Here is a 15,043-nt window from a genome sequence, read left to right on the forward strand (position 1 = left end):
GTCGCGGCGGAATCCCGCCGCGACCACGCCCTGGTCAGTCCTCCGCCAGTACGGTGAAGGTGAATCCGGTGCTCGTCGGACGGTTCAGCGGGATGTCGCACTTGACCCGGCGCAGCACCTCGGACCGGGTGAGGCCGAACCGGTTGGCGATGAGCCGGTCCGGGCGTACCGGCACCGGATCGTCGAAGGTGACGTCCACCCGGACCGGCCAGCCGTCCAGCGGCACCGTGGGCGCGTCCACCGTCCACGCGCCGGTCCAGTCCAGGGTGAAGCGGCAGCGCCGGGCGAACGCCGGGTCCAGCAGTGTGGCCGCCACCAGATCGGGATCGTTGAGCTGGTGGCCGTGCAGCTCGGCGGGATCGAACGAGCTGACCGCCGCCCGCTCCCGGACGGTGAGCTTGCTGGTCCGGTCGCAGGACACGCAGTGCACCAGCAGCCACACGTCCAGGATCTTGCCGTTGGCGTTGACGCGGAACCTGCCCCGGGCGGCGGTGGCCGACTCCGCCCGGCAGGTGACGCAGCGCAGCGACAGCAGCGGAAGGCGGGTCCGGCGTACGACCCAGGGCAGCACGATATGAGGTTGGGATGACATGGAGACCTGATCTCTGAAGACCTGACGCGAGGCCGATTACGCGCGGCCTCGGACGCTGTGGCCGGGCGCGCGAGGGCAGCCCGGGGAGCCGGCGCGCAACGGCCGGCTACAGGCGTGGGGAACGTGTCAGGTTCTAGAGAGCAGGAGGGGTCACGCGGAATCGTCCTTCTTCGCTGCGACGGGAGTGCGGGGAAACGTACAGGACGTCCGGAACCGCTCTCAACCCGTTTTCCGGCGCCGCCGCGATGCGTCGCCCGTCACTTCACTCACTAAAAGTTTGCACTCTCTGCAAGATCGCTCGTAGAGTCGTGGCGTGACCCCGGATCAGAGCCGCCCCGGCCTGCGTGACCGCAAGAAGCGCCAGACCCGCGCCGCCCTCAGCGCCGCCGCGCTGCGCCTGGTCGCCGAGCGCGGCCTGGACCAGGTGACGGTGGAGGAGATCAGCGAGGCCGCCGACGTGTCGGCCCGCACCTTCTTCAACTACTTCCCCAGCAAGGACGAGGCGCTGCTCGGCGACCAGCCGACCGACCGCGAGGTGCTTGCGGCCCGCATCCTCGCCGCGCCGCCGGAGCTGTCCGCGTTCGACGTGCTGCGCCTGGCCTTCGACGACGTGGTCGAGGCCGTCGAGGCCGACCGCGAGGTGTGGCTGCTGCGCCTGCGGGTGATCGCGGCGAACCCGTCGCTGCTTCCACGGCTGATCAGCGGCAACGCGGAGACGGAACAGGTGATCGTCGCGGCGGTGGCCGCCCGGCTCGGCCTCGACCCGTGCCATGGCCACCCGACGCTCGTCACCACTGTGGCTGGCGCGGTCCTCCGCACCGCCCTGATGCAGTGGGTCGAGCGACCCGACACGACGACACTGCGCGAGCTGACCGCCGAGGCGTTCGCCGCCGTCGCCGCCGGCCTGCCCGATCCACACGCCGCGACCTGACCCATTCGTACCGGCCGCCGCAGTCGCGCGGCCGCTCGCACGTGCACACGACAAGGAGTTCGATGACCACCGCCACTGTCGCGCCCGCCGAGGCGGGTACGCGGATGTCGCGCCGGGAGGTTCTCCAGGCGTTGTCCGGCCTGATGGTCGGCATGTTCGTGGCGATCCTCGCCTCGACGGTGGTGGCGAACGCGCTGCCCCGGATCATCGCCGACCTCAACGGCAGCCAGACCGTCTACACCTGGATCGTCACCAGCGAGCTGCTGGCGATGACCGCGACGGTGCCCCTGTGGGGCAAGATGGCCGACCTCTACAGCAAGAAGCTGCTGATCCAGCTGTCCCTGGGCCTGTTCGTGGTCGGCTCGCTCGTCGCCGGCTTCAGCCCGAACGTGGAGGTGCTGCTGCTCAGCCGGGTCATCCAGGGCATCGGCGCGGGCGGCATGACGGCGCTCGCCACGATCGTCATGGCGGCCATGATCCCGCCGCGCGAGCTGGGCCGGTACGCCGGCATCTTCGGCGCCGTCTTCGGCGTCGGCACCATCGCCGGCCCGCTGATCGGCGGTGTCCTGGTCGACACGTCCTGGCTCGGCTGGCGCTGGTGCTTCCTCATCGGCGTGCCGTTCAGCCTGTTGTCCATCGCGCTGCTGCAGAAGACGCTGCACCTGCCGGTGGTCCGCCGCAAGGTCCGCATCGACTGGCTCGGCGCCCTGCTGATCACCTCGGGCGTGTCCACGCTGCTGATCTGGTCGTCGCTGGCCGGCAACAAGTTCGACTGGGCCTCCGGCTGGACCGCCCTTCTGGTCGGCGGCGGGCTGGCGCTGCTCGCGCTCGCCGTGTTCGTGGAGGCCCGCACCGAGGAGCCGATCATCCCGCTGGGCATCTTCCGCAACCGCACGGTCAGCCTTACCACAGTGGCGAGCATCCTCGTGGGCGTGGCGATGTTCGGCGGCACCGTGTTCCTGTCGCAGTACTTCCAGACCTCACTGGGCAAGTCGCCGACGGTGGCCGGCCTGATGAGCCTGCCGATGGTGCTCGGCCTGCTGGTCTCCTCGACCGTCGCGGGCCAGCTCATCACCAAGTACGGCCGGTGGAAGATGTTCCTGGTGGCGGGCGCCGCGGTGATGACGGTCGGCATGCTGCTGCTGAGCACCATCGACGCGAACACGAGCGTGCCGGTGCTGTCGGTGCACATGGCGGTGCTGGGTGTCGGCGTGGGCATGCTCCTGCAGAACCTGGTGCTGGCCGCGCAGAACGACGTGCCGGCCGCCGAGCTGGGCGCGGCCACCTCGGTGCTGACGTTCTTCCGCAGCATGGGCGGCGCGGTCGGGGTCAGCGCGCTCGGCGCGGTCCTGGCCAACCGGGTGACCTCGCTGACCGTCGAGCGGCTGGGGCCGGTCGCGGCCGGCGGCGGGTCGGCCGAGGTGCCGGACCTGTCCACCCTGCCGGAGCCGGTGCTGCGCATCGTGCAGGACGTCTACGGCATCGCCACGTCGGAGATGTTCCTCATCGGCGCGCCCTTCGCGCTGCTCGCCCTGATCGTCGTGCTGTTCATCAAGGAGAAGCCGCTGAACACGCTCAGCGGCGACGAGCGCCGGGCCCGCGAGGAGGCGGCGGCCGCCGCCGGCACGCACTGAGGCGTCCGAGCGGGCGTGGGGCCGCCCCCGGGATCACCGGGGGCGGCCCCTTGTGCGTACGGTCAGCGTTGCGTGCGGTCGTTGATCTCGGTGCCGGACTCGCCGGGCATGGCACCGATCGCCTCCTCGGCGGCGCGTCCGCCGGTGCTCTCGTCGCCCTGCGTCAGCGAGCTGCGGGGCAGCCCGGCCAGGTGCGCCGGATCCTCGACCGGCTGGGGCGGCCACTGGTCCTGCGTACCGTTCGTCACCCCGGCGCGGCGTAGCGCCTCGACCAGTTGGTCCGGCGACAGGCGGTCGACCTCCTGCATGCCGGCCCCGCGCGCAATCGCCTGCAGTGTCTTCAGGTCTTCGCTCACGAATGTCTCGGCCATGCCCGAGCCTTCCCGGCGCTCAAGACAAGAAAACCCGGCCGGTGCCGCGGCCTACCCCACCCACCCCGCCGATCATGACGTTGAGCCGGGCAAAACGGACACCTGGCACCGCCAACTTCATGATCGGCCCGAATGGGGGGTCTGGTCAGCGGCGGGCGGGTTTGCGGTCGGGGCGAGGGCGGTCGCGTTCCGGGTCGACCCCGACCTGCACGGCGAAGGCCGGGTCCACGGCCAGCAGCGGCCGGGGGCCGAACAGGGCCATGCCGGTCAGCAGCGTGTCGGTGTCCCGGCCCTGCCAGACCGGGCGGCGCTCCGGGTCCAGGTCGGCGTGCTCGCGGCGCAGCCGCCGCAGCAGCGCGCGGGCGGCGGCACCGGTCTCCGGCACCTCGGTCAGCCACCAGCCGCCGAGCGCGGTGGCCAGGCAGCACAGCAGCAGCCCGGCGACCGAGGCCGGACCGCCGGCGGAACGCCCCTCCACCGCGCTGTCCACCAGCCGGGTCAGCCCGACCGCGGCCACCGCGAACAGCGGCACCGTGCCCAGCGCGATCCGCCGCCGCTGCGCCCGGGTGAGCAGCCAGCCGTCGCGGACCAGCCGCCCGACCGTACGGCGCAGCGCCCGGCCCACCTCCGGGTCGGCGAGCACGGCCGCCCAGGTCTGCGGGCGGCGCAGCGCGGAGTGCAGGGCGCGCACCAGCGCGGGCGACCCGGCCGGGGGCCGCCCCTGCGCCTGAAGGGTGGCGAGTTCGCCGACCTCGACCCCGCCGGCGCGGCGCAGCGCCGCCACCCCCACCTGGCAGGCCAGCAGCGCCCGGTCGGTCAGGTACGCCAACTCGACCCGGTCGGGCGTCGCGCCCCGGGTACGGCGGCCGGTCAGTTCGCGTACCGCCAGGGCGATCACGACTGCCACGGCGACCGCGCCGAGGTAGTCGAGGAGGAAGATCGGCCCGCTGACTCCCCAGAGCATGACGGCAAGTATCTCAGGAGCCGTGGCGTACCTCGGTGTCCCAGATCCGGGACCACCGACGCCGCAGGCCCCGGCCCAGGAAGATCGGCTCGCCGTTCTCGTCGTTGTCCACATCGGCCCGTCTGGGCGACCCGGCCGGCGCCGAACTGCCGGGCGATCGCGGCGACCAGGACCACCGCCGCGCCGTCGTAGCGGCCGGCCAGCGCGACAGCAGCACGACGGTGACGACCGCGCCCACGACCAGGGGCGCGACGGTACGCGGACCGGCGGGCGGCGGGCCACCGGGTGCGGCGGCCTCGCTCCGATCGATGCCGGCGACTGATTCGGCCACCCGCCCATGATGGACCGCATCGGCGGGCCGTCGATGCCCCGCGCCCCTCGGCCGGGTGGACGCAAACCGGTGGCCGGACGGCCGGGCCGGCGGCTAGCGTCCCTCGCGATGCGGATCCGTGACTACACCGACACCGACTGGGCTCACGTCTGGCCGATCGTCTCCGACGTTCTGACCGCCGCCGACACGTTCGCGTACGACCCGGACTGGCCGCCGGAGACGGCGCGCGAGGTGTGGGTGGAGCGCCCGCCGGGGCGTACCTCGGTCGCGGTGGACCACGACGGCGTGGTGCGCGGCACCGCGAAGATGGGCCCGAACCGGCCCGGGCCGGGATCGCACGTGGCGACGGCGAGTTTCATGGTCGCGGCGGAGGCCCGCGGGCGGGGTGTGGGCCGGGCGCTGTGCGCGGAGGCGCTGGACTGGGCCCGCCGGCAGGGCTTCGCCGCGATGCAGTTCAACGCCGTGGTGGAGACCAACACGGCGGCCGTGGAGCTGTACCGGCGGCTGGGTTTCGCCGTGGTCGGCACCGTGCCGGAGGCGTTCGCGCACCCGACGCGGGGACGGGTCGGGCTGCACGTCATGCACCGGCGGCTGGGAACCGCGGCGGCGGTGACCGGAAAACGCCTCGCCGGATCCGGCGGTTGCTGACAGGCTGCCCGCCATGACCGCTCATGCCCTCGCCCGGGCGCTCGCCGACGAGCGTCGCCGGACCGTGTTCGCCGCGATCGTGCTCGGCGCCCGCGACGTGCCGGCCGTGGTGGCCCGCACCGGGCTGCCCGCCCGTGACGCCGCAGTGGCCGTACGCCGTCTCACCGACGCCGGTGTGCTCGACGACGACGGCGGGCTCCGGGTCGACGCCGAGCGGCTGCGCGAGTTCGCCCGGGCCGGGGCGGCGGCACCGGCGGGCCCGGCCGCGAACCCGCGCGAGACGATCCTGCGCACGTTCCTGCGCGACGGCGCGCTGACCCGGCTGCCCGCGCAGCGGGGGCGCCGCCGCGTCCTGCTGGAGCACATCACCGAACGCGCCTTCGAGCCGGGGCGGCGCTATCCGGAGCGCGAGGTGGACGACGCGCTGCGCCGGTGGTGCGAGGGCGGCGAGGCCGACCACGTGACGCTGCGCCGCTACCTGATCGACGACATGCTGCTCACCCGCGAGCAGGGCGTCTACTGGCGGACCGGCCCGTGAGCGGCTGGAGCACGCAGCTCGCGCTCCCCGACGAGCCGGACGCCACGCTGATGCTGCGGGAGTACATGGCCGAGATGGTGCGCCGCTGGTACGGCCGCCCGGAGCAGCCCGACGAGGTGGACACCGCGCTGGCCGAGGACCCGAGCGACGACCTGACCCCGCCGACCGGGTTGCTGGTGCTGGCCCGCCGCGACGGACGGCTCGCCGGGTGCGCCGGGTTGAGGTGGCAGCCGGGCTGGGCCGAACTGACCCGCATGTACGTGTGCCCGGAGCACCGGGGCGCCGGGGGCGGCGCTGGTCGGCGCGATCGAGGCGTACGCGGTCGCCGGCGGTGCGGGGCGGATCCGGCTGGACACCCGCTCGGATCTGGTCGAGGCGCGTGCCCTGTACGCCCGGCTCGGCTACCGGGAGATCCCCGCCTTCAGCAGCGGCCCGTACGCCCAGCACTGGTTCGAGAAGGCGCTCGGGGGCCGGGTTGACGACGTGGCGGGGGCGCGCTAAAACAGAAGCAGGAACTTGAGTCGCCATGACTCAACTTGAGACCTTGGGCCAGGAGAACCGAGGAGGCAAGAGCCATGTTGATGCGTACCGACCCGTTCCGCGAGATCGACCGGATCGCCGAGCAGTTCTTCGGCACCACCGCCCGGCCCGCCGTGATGCACCTGGACGCCTACCGCGACGGTGACCACTTCTACGCCGCGTTCGACCTGCCCGGCGTGGACCCGGACAGCATCGACTGCACCGTCGAGCGCAACGTGCTGACCGTCCGCGCCGAGCGGCGCCGCCCCACCGGCGAGAACGTCGAGTTGGTCGCCGCCGAGCGGCCGATGGGCACGTTCACCCGGCAGCTGTTCCTGGGCGACACGCTCGACACCGACCGGCTGGAGGCCGGCTACGACAACGGGGTGCTGACGCTGCGCATCCCCATCGCCGAGCGCGCCAAGCCGCGCCGGATCGCGGTCAGCACGCCCGCCGAGGGCAACGGCCGCCGTCAGCTCACCACCGTCTGAGCACGTCACGCCGACGCGGGGGAGGCCGGAGCATCGGCCGACCCCGCGTCGCCGTAGAGCCGGGTCAGTGCGTGCGCGGTCGCGATGAACCGTTCGCGCAGGTCGGCCGGGCTCAGCACCTCGACCTCCGCGCCGAGCTTCAGGAACTCGGTGTGGGCGTGCCGGACCGACTCGATCGGCACTGTGGTCTCCAGCCATCCGTCCGGGCCGGGCTCACCGGCTGCGGCCCGGGCGGCGCGGCTCATCTCCGGCGGGAACACGTACGGCATGAACTCCAGCGCCGCCACGGTGAGCCGGATGCGGGCCTGGTCACGGTAGACGTCGCGTTCGTAGCGGGCGGTCCACTCCCGCCAGTACGCGGCCAGGTCGAAGTCGTCGGGCCGCGCACACGGCTCGGCGGTGACCTCGGCGTCGAGCACCGCGCCGACCCGGTAGGTGCGTATCTGCTCCTCGCAGCGGCCCACCAGATACCAGCGGCCCGCCTTGAGCACCACGCCCAGCGGGGCGACCAGCCGGGTCACCTCCCGTGGGGCGCGCCAGCGCCGGTACCGCAGCCGCACGAGCCGGTCCCGCCAGACCGCGCCGGCCAGCGTCTCCAGGTGCGGGGTGGCCTCCGGGTACCGGAACCAGCCGGGCGCGTCCAGATGGAACCGCTGCCGGATCCGGCCGCTGCGGTCGGCCAGCTCATCGGGGAGCGCGGCGCGCACCTTCAGCTCGGCGGCGGCCACCACCGACGTCAGTCCCAGTTCGGCGGCCGGACCGGGCAGGCCGGCGAGGAACAGCGCCTCGGCCTCCGGGCCGGTCATCCCGGTGAGCCGGGTCCGATAGCCCTCCAGCAGCCGGTAACCGCCGGCCGGCCCCCGATCGGCGTACACCGGGACTCCGGCGGCGCCGAGCGACTCGACGTCGCGGTAGACGGTCCGCACCGACACCTCCAGGGCGTCGGCGAGTTCCTGGGCGGTCATCCGCCCCCGGGTCTGCAGGAGCAACAGCAGGGAGACCAGCCGGCTGGCACGCACCCGGTGACGGTAACCCGGACCCGGGTGACCGGGGACGGGCGCGCCTCGTCGCCAAACCCCCCACTTGCTGAGAACCTTTCTCACATGCTTCGCCCCGAGGTGCTGCCCCGCGCCCGTACCGCCGCCCTGCCCGCCGGCCCGGCCGACGTCACCGAGGCGTGGCTGCGCAACCGGCGGCTGTCCGAGCACACCCGCGACGCGTACCGGCGGGACGTCACCGGCTGGCTGAGCTGGTGCGCCGAGCGTGGGCTCGACCCGCTGCGGGCGACCTTCCTCGACGTCAACGCCTACGGCCGGGAACTGGAGTCCACCCCCCGCGGCCGGGCCGGCCGCCCGCTCACCCCGGCCACCGTCGCGCGCCGGCTGTCCGCGCTGTCGAGCTGGTACGACTTCCTGGTCAAGCTGGGCGCGGTGGCGGCCAACCCGGTCTCGGCAGCGGACCGCCCGCGCGTGGACCGGGACCACTCCGCCACCGTCGGCCTGACCCCCGAGGAGGTCGACGCGCTGATCGCCGCCGCCGACGCCGACACCGGTCCGGCCGCCGCCCGCAACCGGGCCGCCGTCGCGCTGCTGGCCGACCTGGGCCTGCGGGTCGGGGAGCTGGTCGCCCTGGACGTGTCCGACCTGGGCACGGAACGCGGTCACCGCAGCGTCCGCTTCGTCGGCAAGGGCGGCAAGGTACGCCGGCGCGCGCTCACCCCGGGCACCGCGTACGCGGTCGACGCCTATCTGGCCGTACGGGCCGCCGCACAGGGTGTCACGGTGCCGGAGCTGGCCGGCCCGCTGCTGATCACCGCCACCGGCGGGCGGCTGGACCGGCATGCCGTGTTCCGGCTGGTGCGACGGCTGGCGCAACGTGCCGGGATCGCGGCGTGGGCGAAGCTGTCGCCGCACTCGCTGCGCCACGCGTTCGCCACCACGGCCCGCTCCGAGGGGGTGCCGCTGGAGGACGTGCAGGACGCGATGGGGCACGCCGATCCGCGTACCACCCGCCGCTACGACCGGGACCGGCACAACCTGGACCGCGACCCGGCGTACACCATCTGGGCTGCTCGGGCCCGCCGGCGCGGCTGAGCCGTCGGAGCGGGTGACCCGGCAGCGATGCGGGCCGCGGTGGTTCGCGGCCCGCATCGCTGCCGGTCAGCCCTGCGGACGGGGACAGAGGCAGAACGGCTGCCCGATCGGGTCCAGCAGGACGGTCCACCGCTCACCGCCAGGCTGGAAACCGGGCCGGGTCGCCCCGGCCGCCACCAGATCCTTCTCCGCGGCCGTCACGTCGTCGACGTAGAGGTCGAGGTGGTAGCGCTTGTCGCCGCTCTCGTCCGGCCAGGCCGGCGGCGCGAAGCCGGGCACCAGGCCGAAGCCGATCGACGTGCCGTCCTTGGTGATCATCGCGTACTCGGCCTCGCTGTGGGTGATCTCCCCACCGAGCGCGTGGGCGTAGAAGGCCGCGTGTGCGGCGGGGTCGGAGCTGTCCAGGTTGATCATGGCGATGTCTGCGTGACTGGTCATGCCGGGAGTCTGCCGTGCGTACCTGCCACCTGTCGTCAGGTATGACGGCGAGGCCGAGCTGTGAGCGGAAACGACTCACCGACACGCGGCACCGACCGTCTCACCGGGCGACACGGAGTGACCTGCGCGCCGTAACTGCCTGCGCGCCGCTGCCCGGTTGCCTAGCGTCGTCGGTGATGAGCAGGCAGCGGGATTGGCGCCACCCGGCCCGGCGTCGCCGGCCGCTACGCGCGGGCGTGCTGATCGCCGGTCTCGGCGTGGGCACCTGCCTGATCGGGGTGGCCGGGCTGGCGGTGTGGAACGCGCAGGTGGTGTTCCAGGCCGACGGGCCGGTGCGGGAGACCGCCGACGGGTTCTTCCGTGACGTCGCGTCCGGGGACACCGACGCGGCGTACGAGCGGCTGTGCGCCGAGGCCCGAGGCAAGTGGAGCAAGGCCGGCTTCGGCAGCTGGGTGCGGACGCCGCCGCAGGTCAGCGGATACGAGATCGTCGACGTCTCGGTGGCGACCCGGTCCGGCCGGCCGCACGGGACGGTGCTCGTGCGGATCAACCGCGACGGCGGCGGCAGCGAGGAACGTGAGCTGCCGGTGGTACCGGAGGGCGGCGGCTGGCGGGTGTGCGGGGATCCCTTCTGACGCTCAGGCGCGCGGGCCGAGGTCGCCGGAGCGGTAGTGGCGGCGGCAGAGCACCTGGTAACGCACGTCGGCGGTGTCGACGGTGTCGCCGATGACGACCTGCGCGCCCTCGCGGACCACCCGGCCGTCCACCACGCGGGCGTTGAGCAGCCCTTCCCGGCCGCACCAGCAGAGCACCTCGACCTGGATGCGGGCCACCTCGTCGGCCAGCTCGAACAGCCGCTGCGCGGCCGGGAACAGGCAGGAGCGGAAGTCGGTGGCCAGGCCGAACGCGTAGACGTCGACGTCGAACCGGTCGACCAGCTCGGCCATCTGCTCGATGTGTTCGAGGTTGTAGAACGACGCCTCGTCGCAGATCAGGTAGTCCACCCGTACCCCCTCGGCCCACGCGTCGCGGACCAGGACGCGCAGGTCGAGGTCGTCGGTGACCTCGACGGCCTCGTGGGCCAGGCCGATGCGGGTGGTGACCTGCGGGCCCAGCGAGCGGTCGATGCGGGTGGTGACCAGGCCGCGGCGGCCCTGCCGGGCGTGGTTGTGGTTCATCTGCAACGCCATGGTGGACTTGCCGCAGTCCATCGGCCCCCAGAAGAACTTCAGCGCGGCGGCGTGCAGCGGCCGGCCGTCGACGCCGCGCGCGGCGGCGCAGCCGGCGGCTCGGTCGTCACCGGGCCCCGGCAGGGGGCGGGCCAGGCAGGTCGGGGCGGCGTCGTCGGTCACGTCGGGGCAGCCTAGCCGATCGACGCCACCCGATCAGGCCCGCGATGATCCACCCGCCGGGGGCGCGGGTCAGAGCACCCGGGGCGGGGTGTTGCCGGCGGCGATGATGGCCCGGCGCATCGGCACGGCGGCCAGCAGCGCGAAACCGACCACGAAGAAGATCAGCAGCGACACCAGACCCACCCGGTACGACGAGGTCAACTGGAAGACCAGGCCGAACGCCAGCGGGCCGAGCCAGCTGGTGCCCTTGTCGCTGATCTCGTAGAAGCCGTAGTACTCGCCCTCCTTGCCGGCCGGGATGAGCTGGCTGAACAACGACCGGCTCAGGGCCTGGCTGCCGCCGAGCACCAGGCCGATGCAGCCGCCGAGGATCATGAACGGTACGGGCGCCTCGGCGGGAAGCCGGAACGCGGCGATGATCACACCGGTCCAGAGCACCAGCGACAGCAGCACGGTCTTCCAGGCGCCGATGCGCTTGGCGAGCGCGCCGAGGGCCAGCGCGCCGCCGAAGGCGAGGAACTGCACCAGCAGGATGGTCACGATCAGGGTGCTCTGCTCCAGCCGCAGCTCCTCGGTGCCGTACTGGCTGGCCAGGGTGATGACGGTCTGGATGCCGTCGTTGAAGACCAGGAACGCGAGCAGGAAGTACAGCGTCAGCGGGTACGTCTTGATCTCCCGCAGGGTGCGCCCGAGCTGCCGGAACCCGTCGGTGAGCACGTTGACACCGCTGCCGCCCCGGCGGGCCGCCTCGGTCGGGTGCTCGCGCAGCCAGCGCAGCGGGACCAGGGTGAACGCGGCCCACCACACGCCGGCCGACACGATCGACCAGCGGGCCAGGTCCAGCGTGCGCTGGGCGTTGCCCTCCTCGCTGAGCATGGTGACGGCGACCAGGTTCAGCGCGAGCAGCAGCCCGCCGCCGAGGTAACCGATGGCCCAGCCGCGGCTGGAGATGCCGTCGCGCTCGTCCGGGCCGCCCAGTTGCGGCAGGAACGAGTTGTAGACGACCACGGCGGCGCCGAAGGAGATGTTCGCGATCAGGAACAGCGCGCCGCCGAGCAGGTAGCGCTCGCCGGTGACGAACGCGAACGCGATGGTCGCGCCGGCGCCGGTGAACGCCGCGGCGGCGAGCAGCCGCTTCTTGTGCGCCGACCGGTCGGCGATCGCGCCGACCACCGGCAGCACGAACACGGTGAGGAAGACCGACAGCGAGATCAGGTACGGGTAGAACGAGCCGGCGGCGACCTTGATGCCCAGCGGGTACACCGCGCCGTCGCAGCTGTCCGCGCCCAGTTCGCAGCCGGCGGCCAGCTCGGTGACTGTGGTGAGGAACGGCCCGAGGAAGACCGTGATGACTGTGGTCTGGAACGCGGAGTTCGCCCAGTCGTAGAAGTACCAGCCGGTGCGCTCGCGGCGGGTGCTGCCCGGTCCGGCGGGGTCGGCGACGGCGGGGGTGACCGTATCGGCCATCGGGGGTCGTCCTCGGGGGGTCAGGCGGCCCAGTGGCCGCGACTGCGGTAGACGTCACGGAGCACGCTGACGTGATCGGTCATGATGCCATCCACACCAAGATCAAGTAAGTGGTGCATCTGGGCAGGTTCGTCGATCGTCCAGACGTGCACCTGCAACCCGATCCGGTGGCAGTACGCGAGGAACCGCCTGTCGACCACCGGCAGCCGCCCGAAGGAGACCGGCACCTGCGCGGCCACCACGGACGGGGGCAGCCGCAGGGGCCGTCCGTGCAGCGAGGCCAGCCGCACCCGGGCCACTCCGCGCATGCCGAGGCTGGTGGCGACCTCCGGCCCGGCCAGCGCCCGCAGCCGGGCCAGCCGGGCGTCGCTGAACGAGGCGAGCAGCACCCGGCCGCCCGCGCCGACCCGGGTGACGGTGGCGACAGTGGGCTCCACGCCGCCGTCGGCCTTCACGTCGATGTTGAACCGCACCTGCGGCCAGGCGTCGAGCACCTCGTCCAGGCGGGGCACCAGGGCGGCCCCGCCGACGCGCACCGAGGACAGGTCGGCCCAGCGCAGGTCCGCGATGCGGCCCGGTTCGCCGGTGACGCGGCGCAGCGTCGGGTCGTGGAAGACCACTGACACGCCGTCGGCGGTGGCGTGCACGTCGGTCTCCACGTACCGGTAGCCGAGGGCGACGGCACGGGCGAACGCGGCGGTGGTGTTCTCGTCGCCGTCGGCCGCGCCGCCGCGGTGGGCGAACGCCAGCGGCCCGGGCGCGTCGAGGTAGCCGTGACGGGGCTGCACGCGGGCAGTATGCCCGCCCGGGGTTACCCGCAGATGGCCGGGCGATGAAATTCCCTATCGTTCCCTAACTCGATTAACATAGGGTGCGATGAGTAACGACATGTACTCGGTGGAGCAGGTCGCGGACCTGCTCGGCCTGCACGTGCGCACCGTGCGCGGCTACATCCGATCCGGGCGGCTGCGGGCCACCCGGATCGGTAAGCAGTACCGGATCGCCCGCGCGGACCTGGACGCGCTGACCGGCCGGCCTGCCCCGGCCGCCTCGGCGCCGGGAGCGGAGGTGTCCAGCGTCGTCCGCCTCGACGGCCTCGACCGGACCGCCGCCGACCGGCTCGCCACGCTGGTGCTGGCCGGCGTGAACACCCACCACGACCCGGACCGTCCGCTGCGCGTGCAGACGGTCCACGACGAGGAGCGGCACCGCATGACCATCATGATCCTGGGCGACCTCACCGCCACCGCCGACCTGCTGCGCCTGCTCGACGGGGTGCTCGACGGCGGCAACGGCCTGCTCGGCGGCGGGGAGCGCGACCATGGCTGACCTGATGCAGGAGCGCGCCGGCGAGCAGGTGCTGGTCTGCGACCCGGACGGCCCGCCGATCGCCACCGAGCGCGACGCGCTGGACCTGATCGGCGCGGCGTTCCTCGGCGCGACGGTGGTCGCGGTGCCGGCCGGCCGGCTCGACCCCGCCTTCTTCACCCTCGGCACCCGCTTCGCCGGTGAGGTGATGCAGAAGTTCGTCAACTACCGGCTGCGCCTTGCCGTCGTCGGTGACATCTCCGCCCACCTGGAGCGCAGCGGCGCGTTGCGCGCGCTGGTGGCCGAGTCGAACCGGCACGACCAGGTGTGGTTCGTGCCGGACCTGGACGCGCTCGAAGAGCGGCTGCGCAACACCACCTGACCCACCCCGTCCCGCTCCGCTCCGCCTCGCCGATCTTGCACTTGCGGCCCTCGTCAGGGGTGTTTCGCCGGGTTTGCCGGGGCGCCAACTGCAAGGTCGACGGGCGGGAGCGGGCCGAGGTCGGGGGTTGGGGTGTGCCGGGTCAGCCCGGGTGGCTGCTGGGGCCGGTGCCTGCGTCACGGGATCCAGGTGGCGGGTACGGCTGTTCCGCGAGCAGCCGGGCCAGGTGGGCGCTGTTGAGCGCCAGCGCGGCGGTGGTGCGGCCGGTCGTGTCGGGTTTGGGGCGGGCGTCGATGTAGTCGGTCTTGTGCAGCGCTTCCCCGACCCAGTAGGTGGCCCCGGCGGCCGGGCAGGTGAACCCCACCTCGTTGAGGGCCTGCTGCACCTCGGCGATGGTGTGGTGCGCGCCGTCCTCGTTGCCGACCACGGCCACCCCGCCGACCTTGCCGTAGGTGCGCAGGCGGCCCTGCTCGTCGGTCTCGGACAGCTCGGCGTCCAACCGTTCGAGGACCATCTTGGTCACCGACGAGGGCTGACCGAGCCAGATCGGCGTGGCGATGATCAGGATCTGGGCGGCGAGCAGCTTGGCACGGATGTCGGGCCAGCCGTCTCCGTCGCCCTCGTCGACGGAGACCCCGAAGCGCACGTCGTGGTCGACCACCCGGACGATCTCGCCGTCGACGCCCTGATCGGCCAGCGCGTCGAGCACCTCCCGGCCGAGCACCTGTGAACTGGACGTCGCCGGGGAACGCTTCAGGGTGCAGTTGAGTACGAGTGCTCGGACAGCGGTCATGACCAGGTCCTCTCCGCCCAAAGGGTGCGGGACTTGATACCCGCCACCGGGGCCGGGATGCCTCAGAGAGTGTTGTGATACCTGGACGTGATCTTCGCTGACGGTGTCAGCGAAGCCCCCTCGATCGACGGGTCGGCGCGCATCCGCTCCCGCACCCACCCGACCGCCACCGCCCGCGCCGCACCCACCCG

The 15,043-nt window shown here is 73.0% G+C and carries 19 protein-coding genes and 1 pseudogene; 10 read left to right on the forward strand and 10 right to left on the reverse strand.

Annotated features, from left to right (window positions below; genetic code table 11):
- Positions 1–34: 34 nt before the first annotated feature.
- Positions 35–571 carry a DUF1062 domain-containing protein gene (locus AB0B20_RS28780; protein ID WP_357475027.1) on the reverse strand — a complete coding sequence of 179 codons (537 nt, stop codon included), beginning with the start codon at positions 569–571 and terminating at the stop codon, positions 35–37.
- A 334-nt stretch (positions 572–905) separates the two neighbouring features.
- On the opposite strand from AB0B20_RS28780, the gene AB0B20_RS28785 reads away from it, so the two are divergent.
- Positions 906–1,523, forward strand: coding sequence for a TetR family transcriptional regulator (locus AB0B20_RS28785; protein WP_357475030.1), 618 nt, complete (start codon positions 906–908; stop codon positions 1,521–1,523).
- 62 nt (positions 1,524–1,585) lie between these two features.
- Positions 1,586–3,157 (forward strand): MDR family MFS transporter, encoded by a 1,572-nt coding sequence (locus AB0B20_RS28790; RefSeq protein ID WP_357475033.1) that lies wholly within the window; start codon positions 1,586–1,588, stop codon positions 3,155–3,157.
- 62 nt (positions 3,158–3,219) lie between these two features.
- On the opposite strand, the gene AB0B20_RS28795 is transcribed toward AB0B20_RS28790, so the two are convergent.
- The 3 genes from AB0B20_RS28795 to AB0B20_RS28805 all read right to left on the reverse strand — a co-directional run bounded on the left by AB0B20_RS28795 (position 3,220) and on the right by AB0B20_RS28805 (position 4,823).
- Complete coding sequence (locus tag AB0B20_RS28795) at positions 3,220–3,528, reverse strand: hypothetical protein (protein WP_357387345.1); 309 nt, start codon at positions 3,526–3,528, stop codon at positions 3,220–3,222.
- A gap of 145 nt (positions 3,529–3,673) precedes the next feature.
- On the reverse strand, positions 3,674–4,492 hold the full coding sequence (locus AB0B20_RS28800; RefSeq protein ID WP_357475037.1) for a TIGR04222 domain-containing membrane protein: 819 nt from the start codon (positions 4,490–4,492) through the stop codon (positions 3,674–3,676).
- 13 nt (positions 4,493–4,505) lie between these two features.
- Entirely contained in the window at positions 4,506–4,823 is a 318-nt protein-coding gene (locus AB0B20_RS28805) for a hypothetical protein (RefSeq protein WP_357475039.1), read from the reverse strand.
- A gap of 108 nt (positions 4,824–4,931) precedes the next feature.
- Between AB0B20_RS28805 and AB0B20_RS28810 the strand changes: the two genes are divergently transcribed.
- From AB0B20_RS28810 to AB0B20_RS28825, 4 genes and pseudogenes are all read left to right on the forward strand, one after another.
- A complete protein-coding gene (locus AB0B20_RS28810; RefSeq protein WP_357475041.1) occupies positions 4,932–5,471 on the forward strand; it encodes a GNAT family N-acetyltransferase in 540 nt (179 codons plus the stop codon).
- Positions 5,472–5,484: 13 nt separating this feature from the next.
- Positions 5,485–6,009: a DUF2087 domain-containing protein gene (locus AB0B20_RS28815; protein ID WP_357475044.1), complete on the forward strand. Its 525-nt coding sequence runs from the start codon at positions 5,485–5,487 to the stop codon at positions 6,007–6,009.
- 74 nt (positions 6,010–6,083) lie between these two features.
- A pseudogene (locus AB0B20_RS28820) lies at positions 6,084–6,510 on the forward strand (GNAT family N-acetyltransferase).
- A 74-nt stretch (positions 6,511–6,584) separates the two neighbouring features.
- Positions 6,585–7,019, forward strand: coding sequence for an Hsp20/alpha crystallin family protein (locus AB0B20_RS28825; protein ID WP_357387357.1), 435 nt, complete (start codon positions 6,585–6,587; stop codon positions 7,017–7,019).
- A gap of 5 nt (positions 7,020–7,024) precedes the next feature.
- On the opposite strand, the gene AB0B20_RS28830 is transcribed toward AB0B20_RS28825, so the two are convergent.
- Positions 7,025–8,038 (reverse strand): YafY family protein, encoded by a 1,014-nt coding sequence (locus tag AB0B20_RS28830; RefSeq protein ID WP_357475047.1) that lies wholly within the window; start codon positions 8,036–8,038, stop codon positions 7,025–7,027.
- 84 nt (positions 8,039–8,122) lie between these two features.
- On the opposite strand from AB0B20_RS28830, the gene AB0B20_RS28835 reads away from it, so the two are divergent.
- Positions 8,123–9,112: a tyrosine-type recombinase/integrase gene (locus AB0B20_RS28835; RefSeq protein WP_357475049.1), complete on the forward strand. Its 990-nt coding sequence runs from the start codon at positions 8,123–8,125 to the stop codon at positions 9,110–9,112.
- A gap of 66 nt (positions 9,113–9,178) precedes the next feature.
- Here AB0B20_RS28835 and AB0B20_RS28840 read toward each other — a convergent pair whose 3' ends face one another.
- Positions 9,179–9,550 carry a VOC family protein gene (locus AB0B20_RS28840; RefSeq protein WP_357387363.1) on the reverse strand — a complete coding sequence of 124 codons (372 nt, stop codon included), beginning with the start codon at positions 9,548–9,550 and terminating at the stop codon, positions 9,179–9,181.
- Positions 9,551–9,726: 176 nt separating this feature from the next.
- Between AB0B20_RS28840 and AB0B20_RS28845 the strand changes: the two genes are divergently transcribed.
- The gene (locus AB0B20_RS28845) at positions 9,727–10,185 is read left to right on the forward strand and encodes a hypothetical protein (protein ID WP_357475053.1); all 459 of its coding nucleotides are present in this window, start codon (positions 9,727–9,729) and stop codon (positions 10,183–10,185) included.
- A gap of 3 nt (positions 10,186–10,188) precedes the next feature.
- Here the strand turns inward: AB0B20_RS28845 and AB0B20_RS28850 are convergent, their stop codons facing one another.
- The 3 genes from AB0B20_RS28850 to AB0B20_RS28860 all read right to left on the reverse strand — a co-directional run bounded on the left by AB0B20_RS28850 (position 10,189) and on the right by AB0B20_RS28860 (position 13,157).
- Positions 10,189–10,863: a thymidine kinase gene (locus AB0B20_RS28850; RefSeq protein ID WP_357475065.1), complete on the reverse strand. Its 675-nt coding sequence runs from the start codon at positions 10,861–10,863 to the stop codon at positions 10,189–10,191.
- 108 nt (positions 10,864–10,971) lie between these two features.
- Positions 10,972–12,369, reverse strand: coding sequence for an MFS transporter (locus AB0B20_RS28855; protein ID WP_357387367.1), 1,398 nt, complete (start codon positions 12,367–12,369; stop codon positions 10,972–10,974).
- A 20-nt stretch (positions 12,370–12,389) separates the two neighbouring features.
- Positions 12,390–13,157, reverse strand: a complete 768-nt coding sequence (locus AB0B20_RS28860; protein ID WP_357475056.1) for a glycerophosphodiester phosphodiesterase family protein — start codon at positions 13,155–13,157, stop codon at positions 12,390–12,392.
- An 88-nt stretch (positions 13,158–13,245) separates the two neighbouring features.
- On the opposite strand from AB0B20_RS28860, the gene AB0B20_RS28865 reads away from it, so the two are divergent.
- Positions 13,246–13,698 (forward strand): helix-turn-helix domain-containing protein, encoded by a 453-nt coding sequence (locus AB0B20_RS28865; RefSeq protein WP_357475059.1) that lies wholly within the window; start codon positions 13,246–13,248, stop codon positions 13,696–13,698.
- The gene (locus tag AB0B20_RS28870) at positions 13,691–14,059 is read left to right on the forward strand and encodes a DUF4180 domain-containing protein (protein WP_357387372.1); all 369 of its coding nucleotides are present in this window, start codon (positions 13,691–13,693) and stop codon (positions 14,057–14,059) included. Before AB0B20_RS28865 ends, AB0B20_RS28870 begins: the two co-directional genes overlap by 8 nt.
- A 142-nt stretch (positions 14,060–14,201) precedes the next feature.
- Here the strand turns inward: AB0B20_RS28870 and AB0B20_RS28875 are convergent, their stop codons facing one another.
- Complete coding sequence (locus AB0B20_RS28875) at positions 14,202–14,852, reverse strand: NAD(P)H-dependent oxidoreductase (protein ID WP_357475062.1); 651 nt, start codon at positions 14,850–14,852, stop codon at positions 14,202–14,204.
- Positions 14,853–15,043: the final 191 nt, after the last annotated feature.

The organism is Micromonospora sp. NPDC049151 (assembly GCF_040648395.1).
Lineage (GTDB): Bacteria > Actinomycetota > Actinomycetes > Mycobacteriales > Micromonosporaceae > Micromonospora.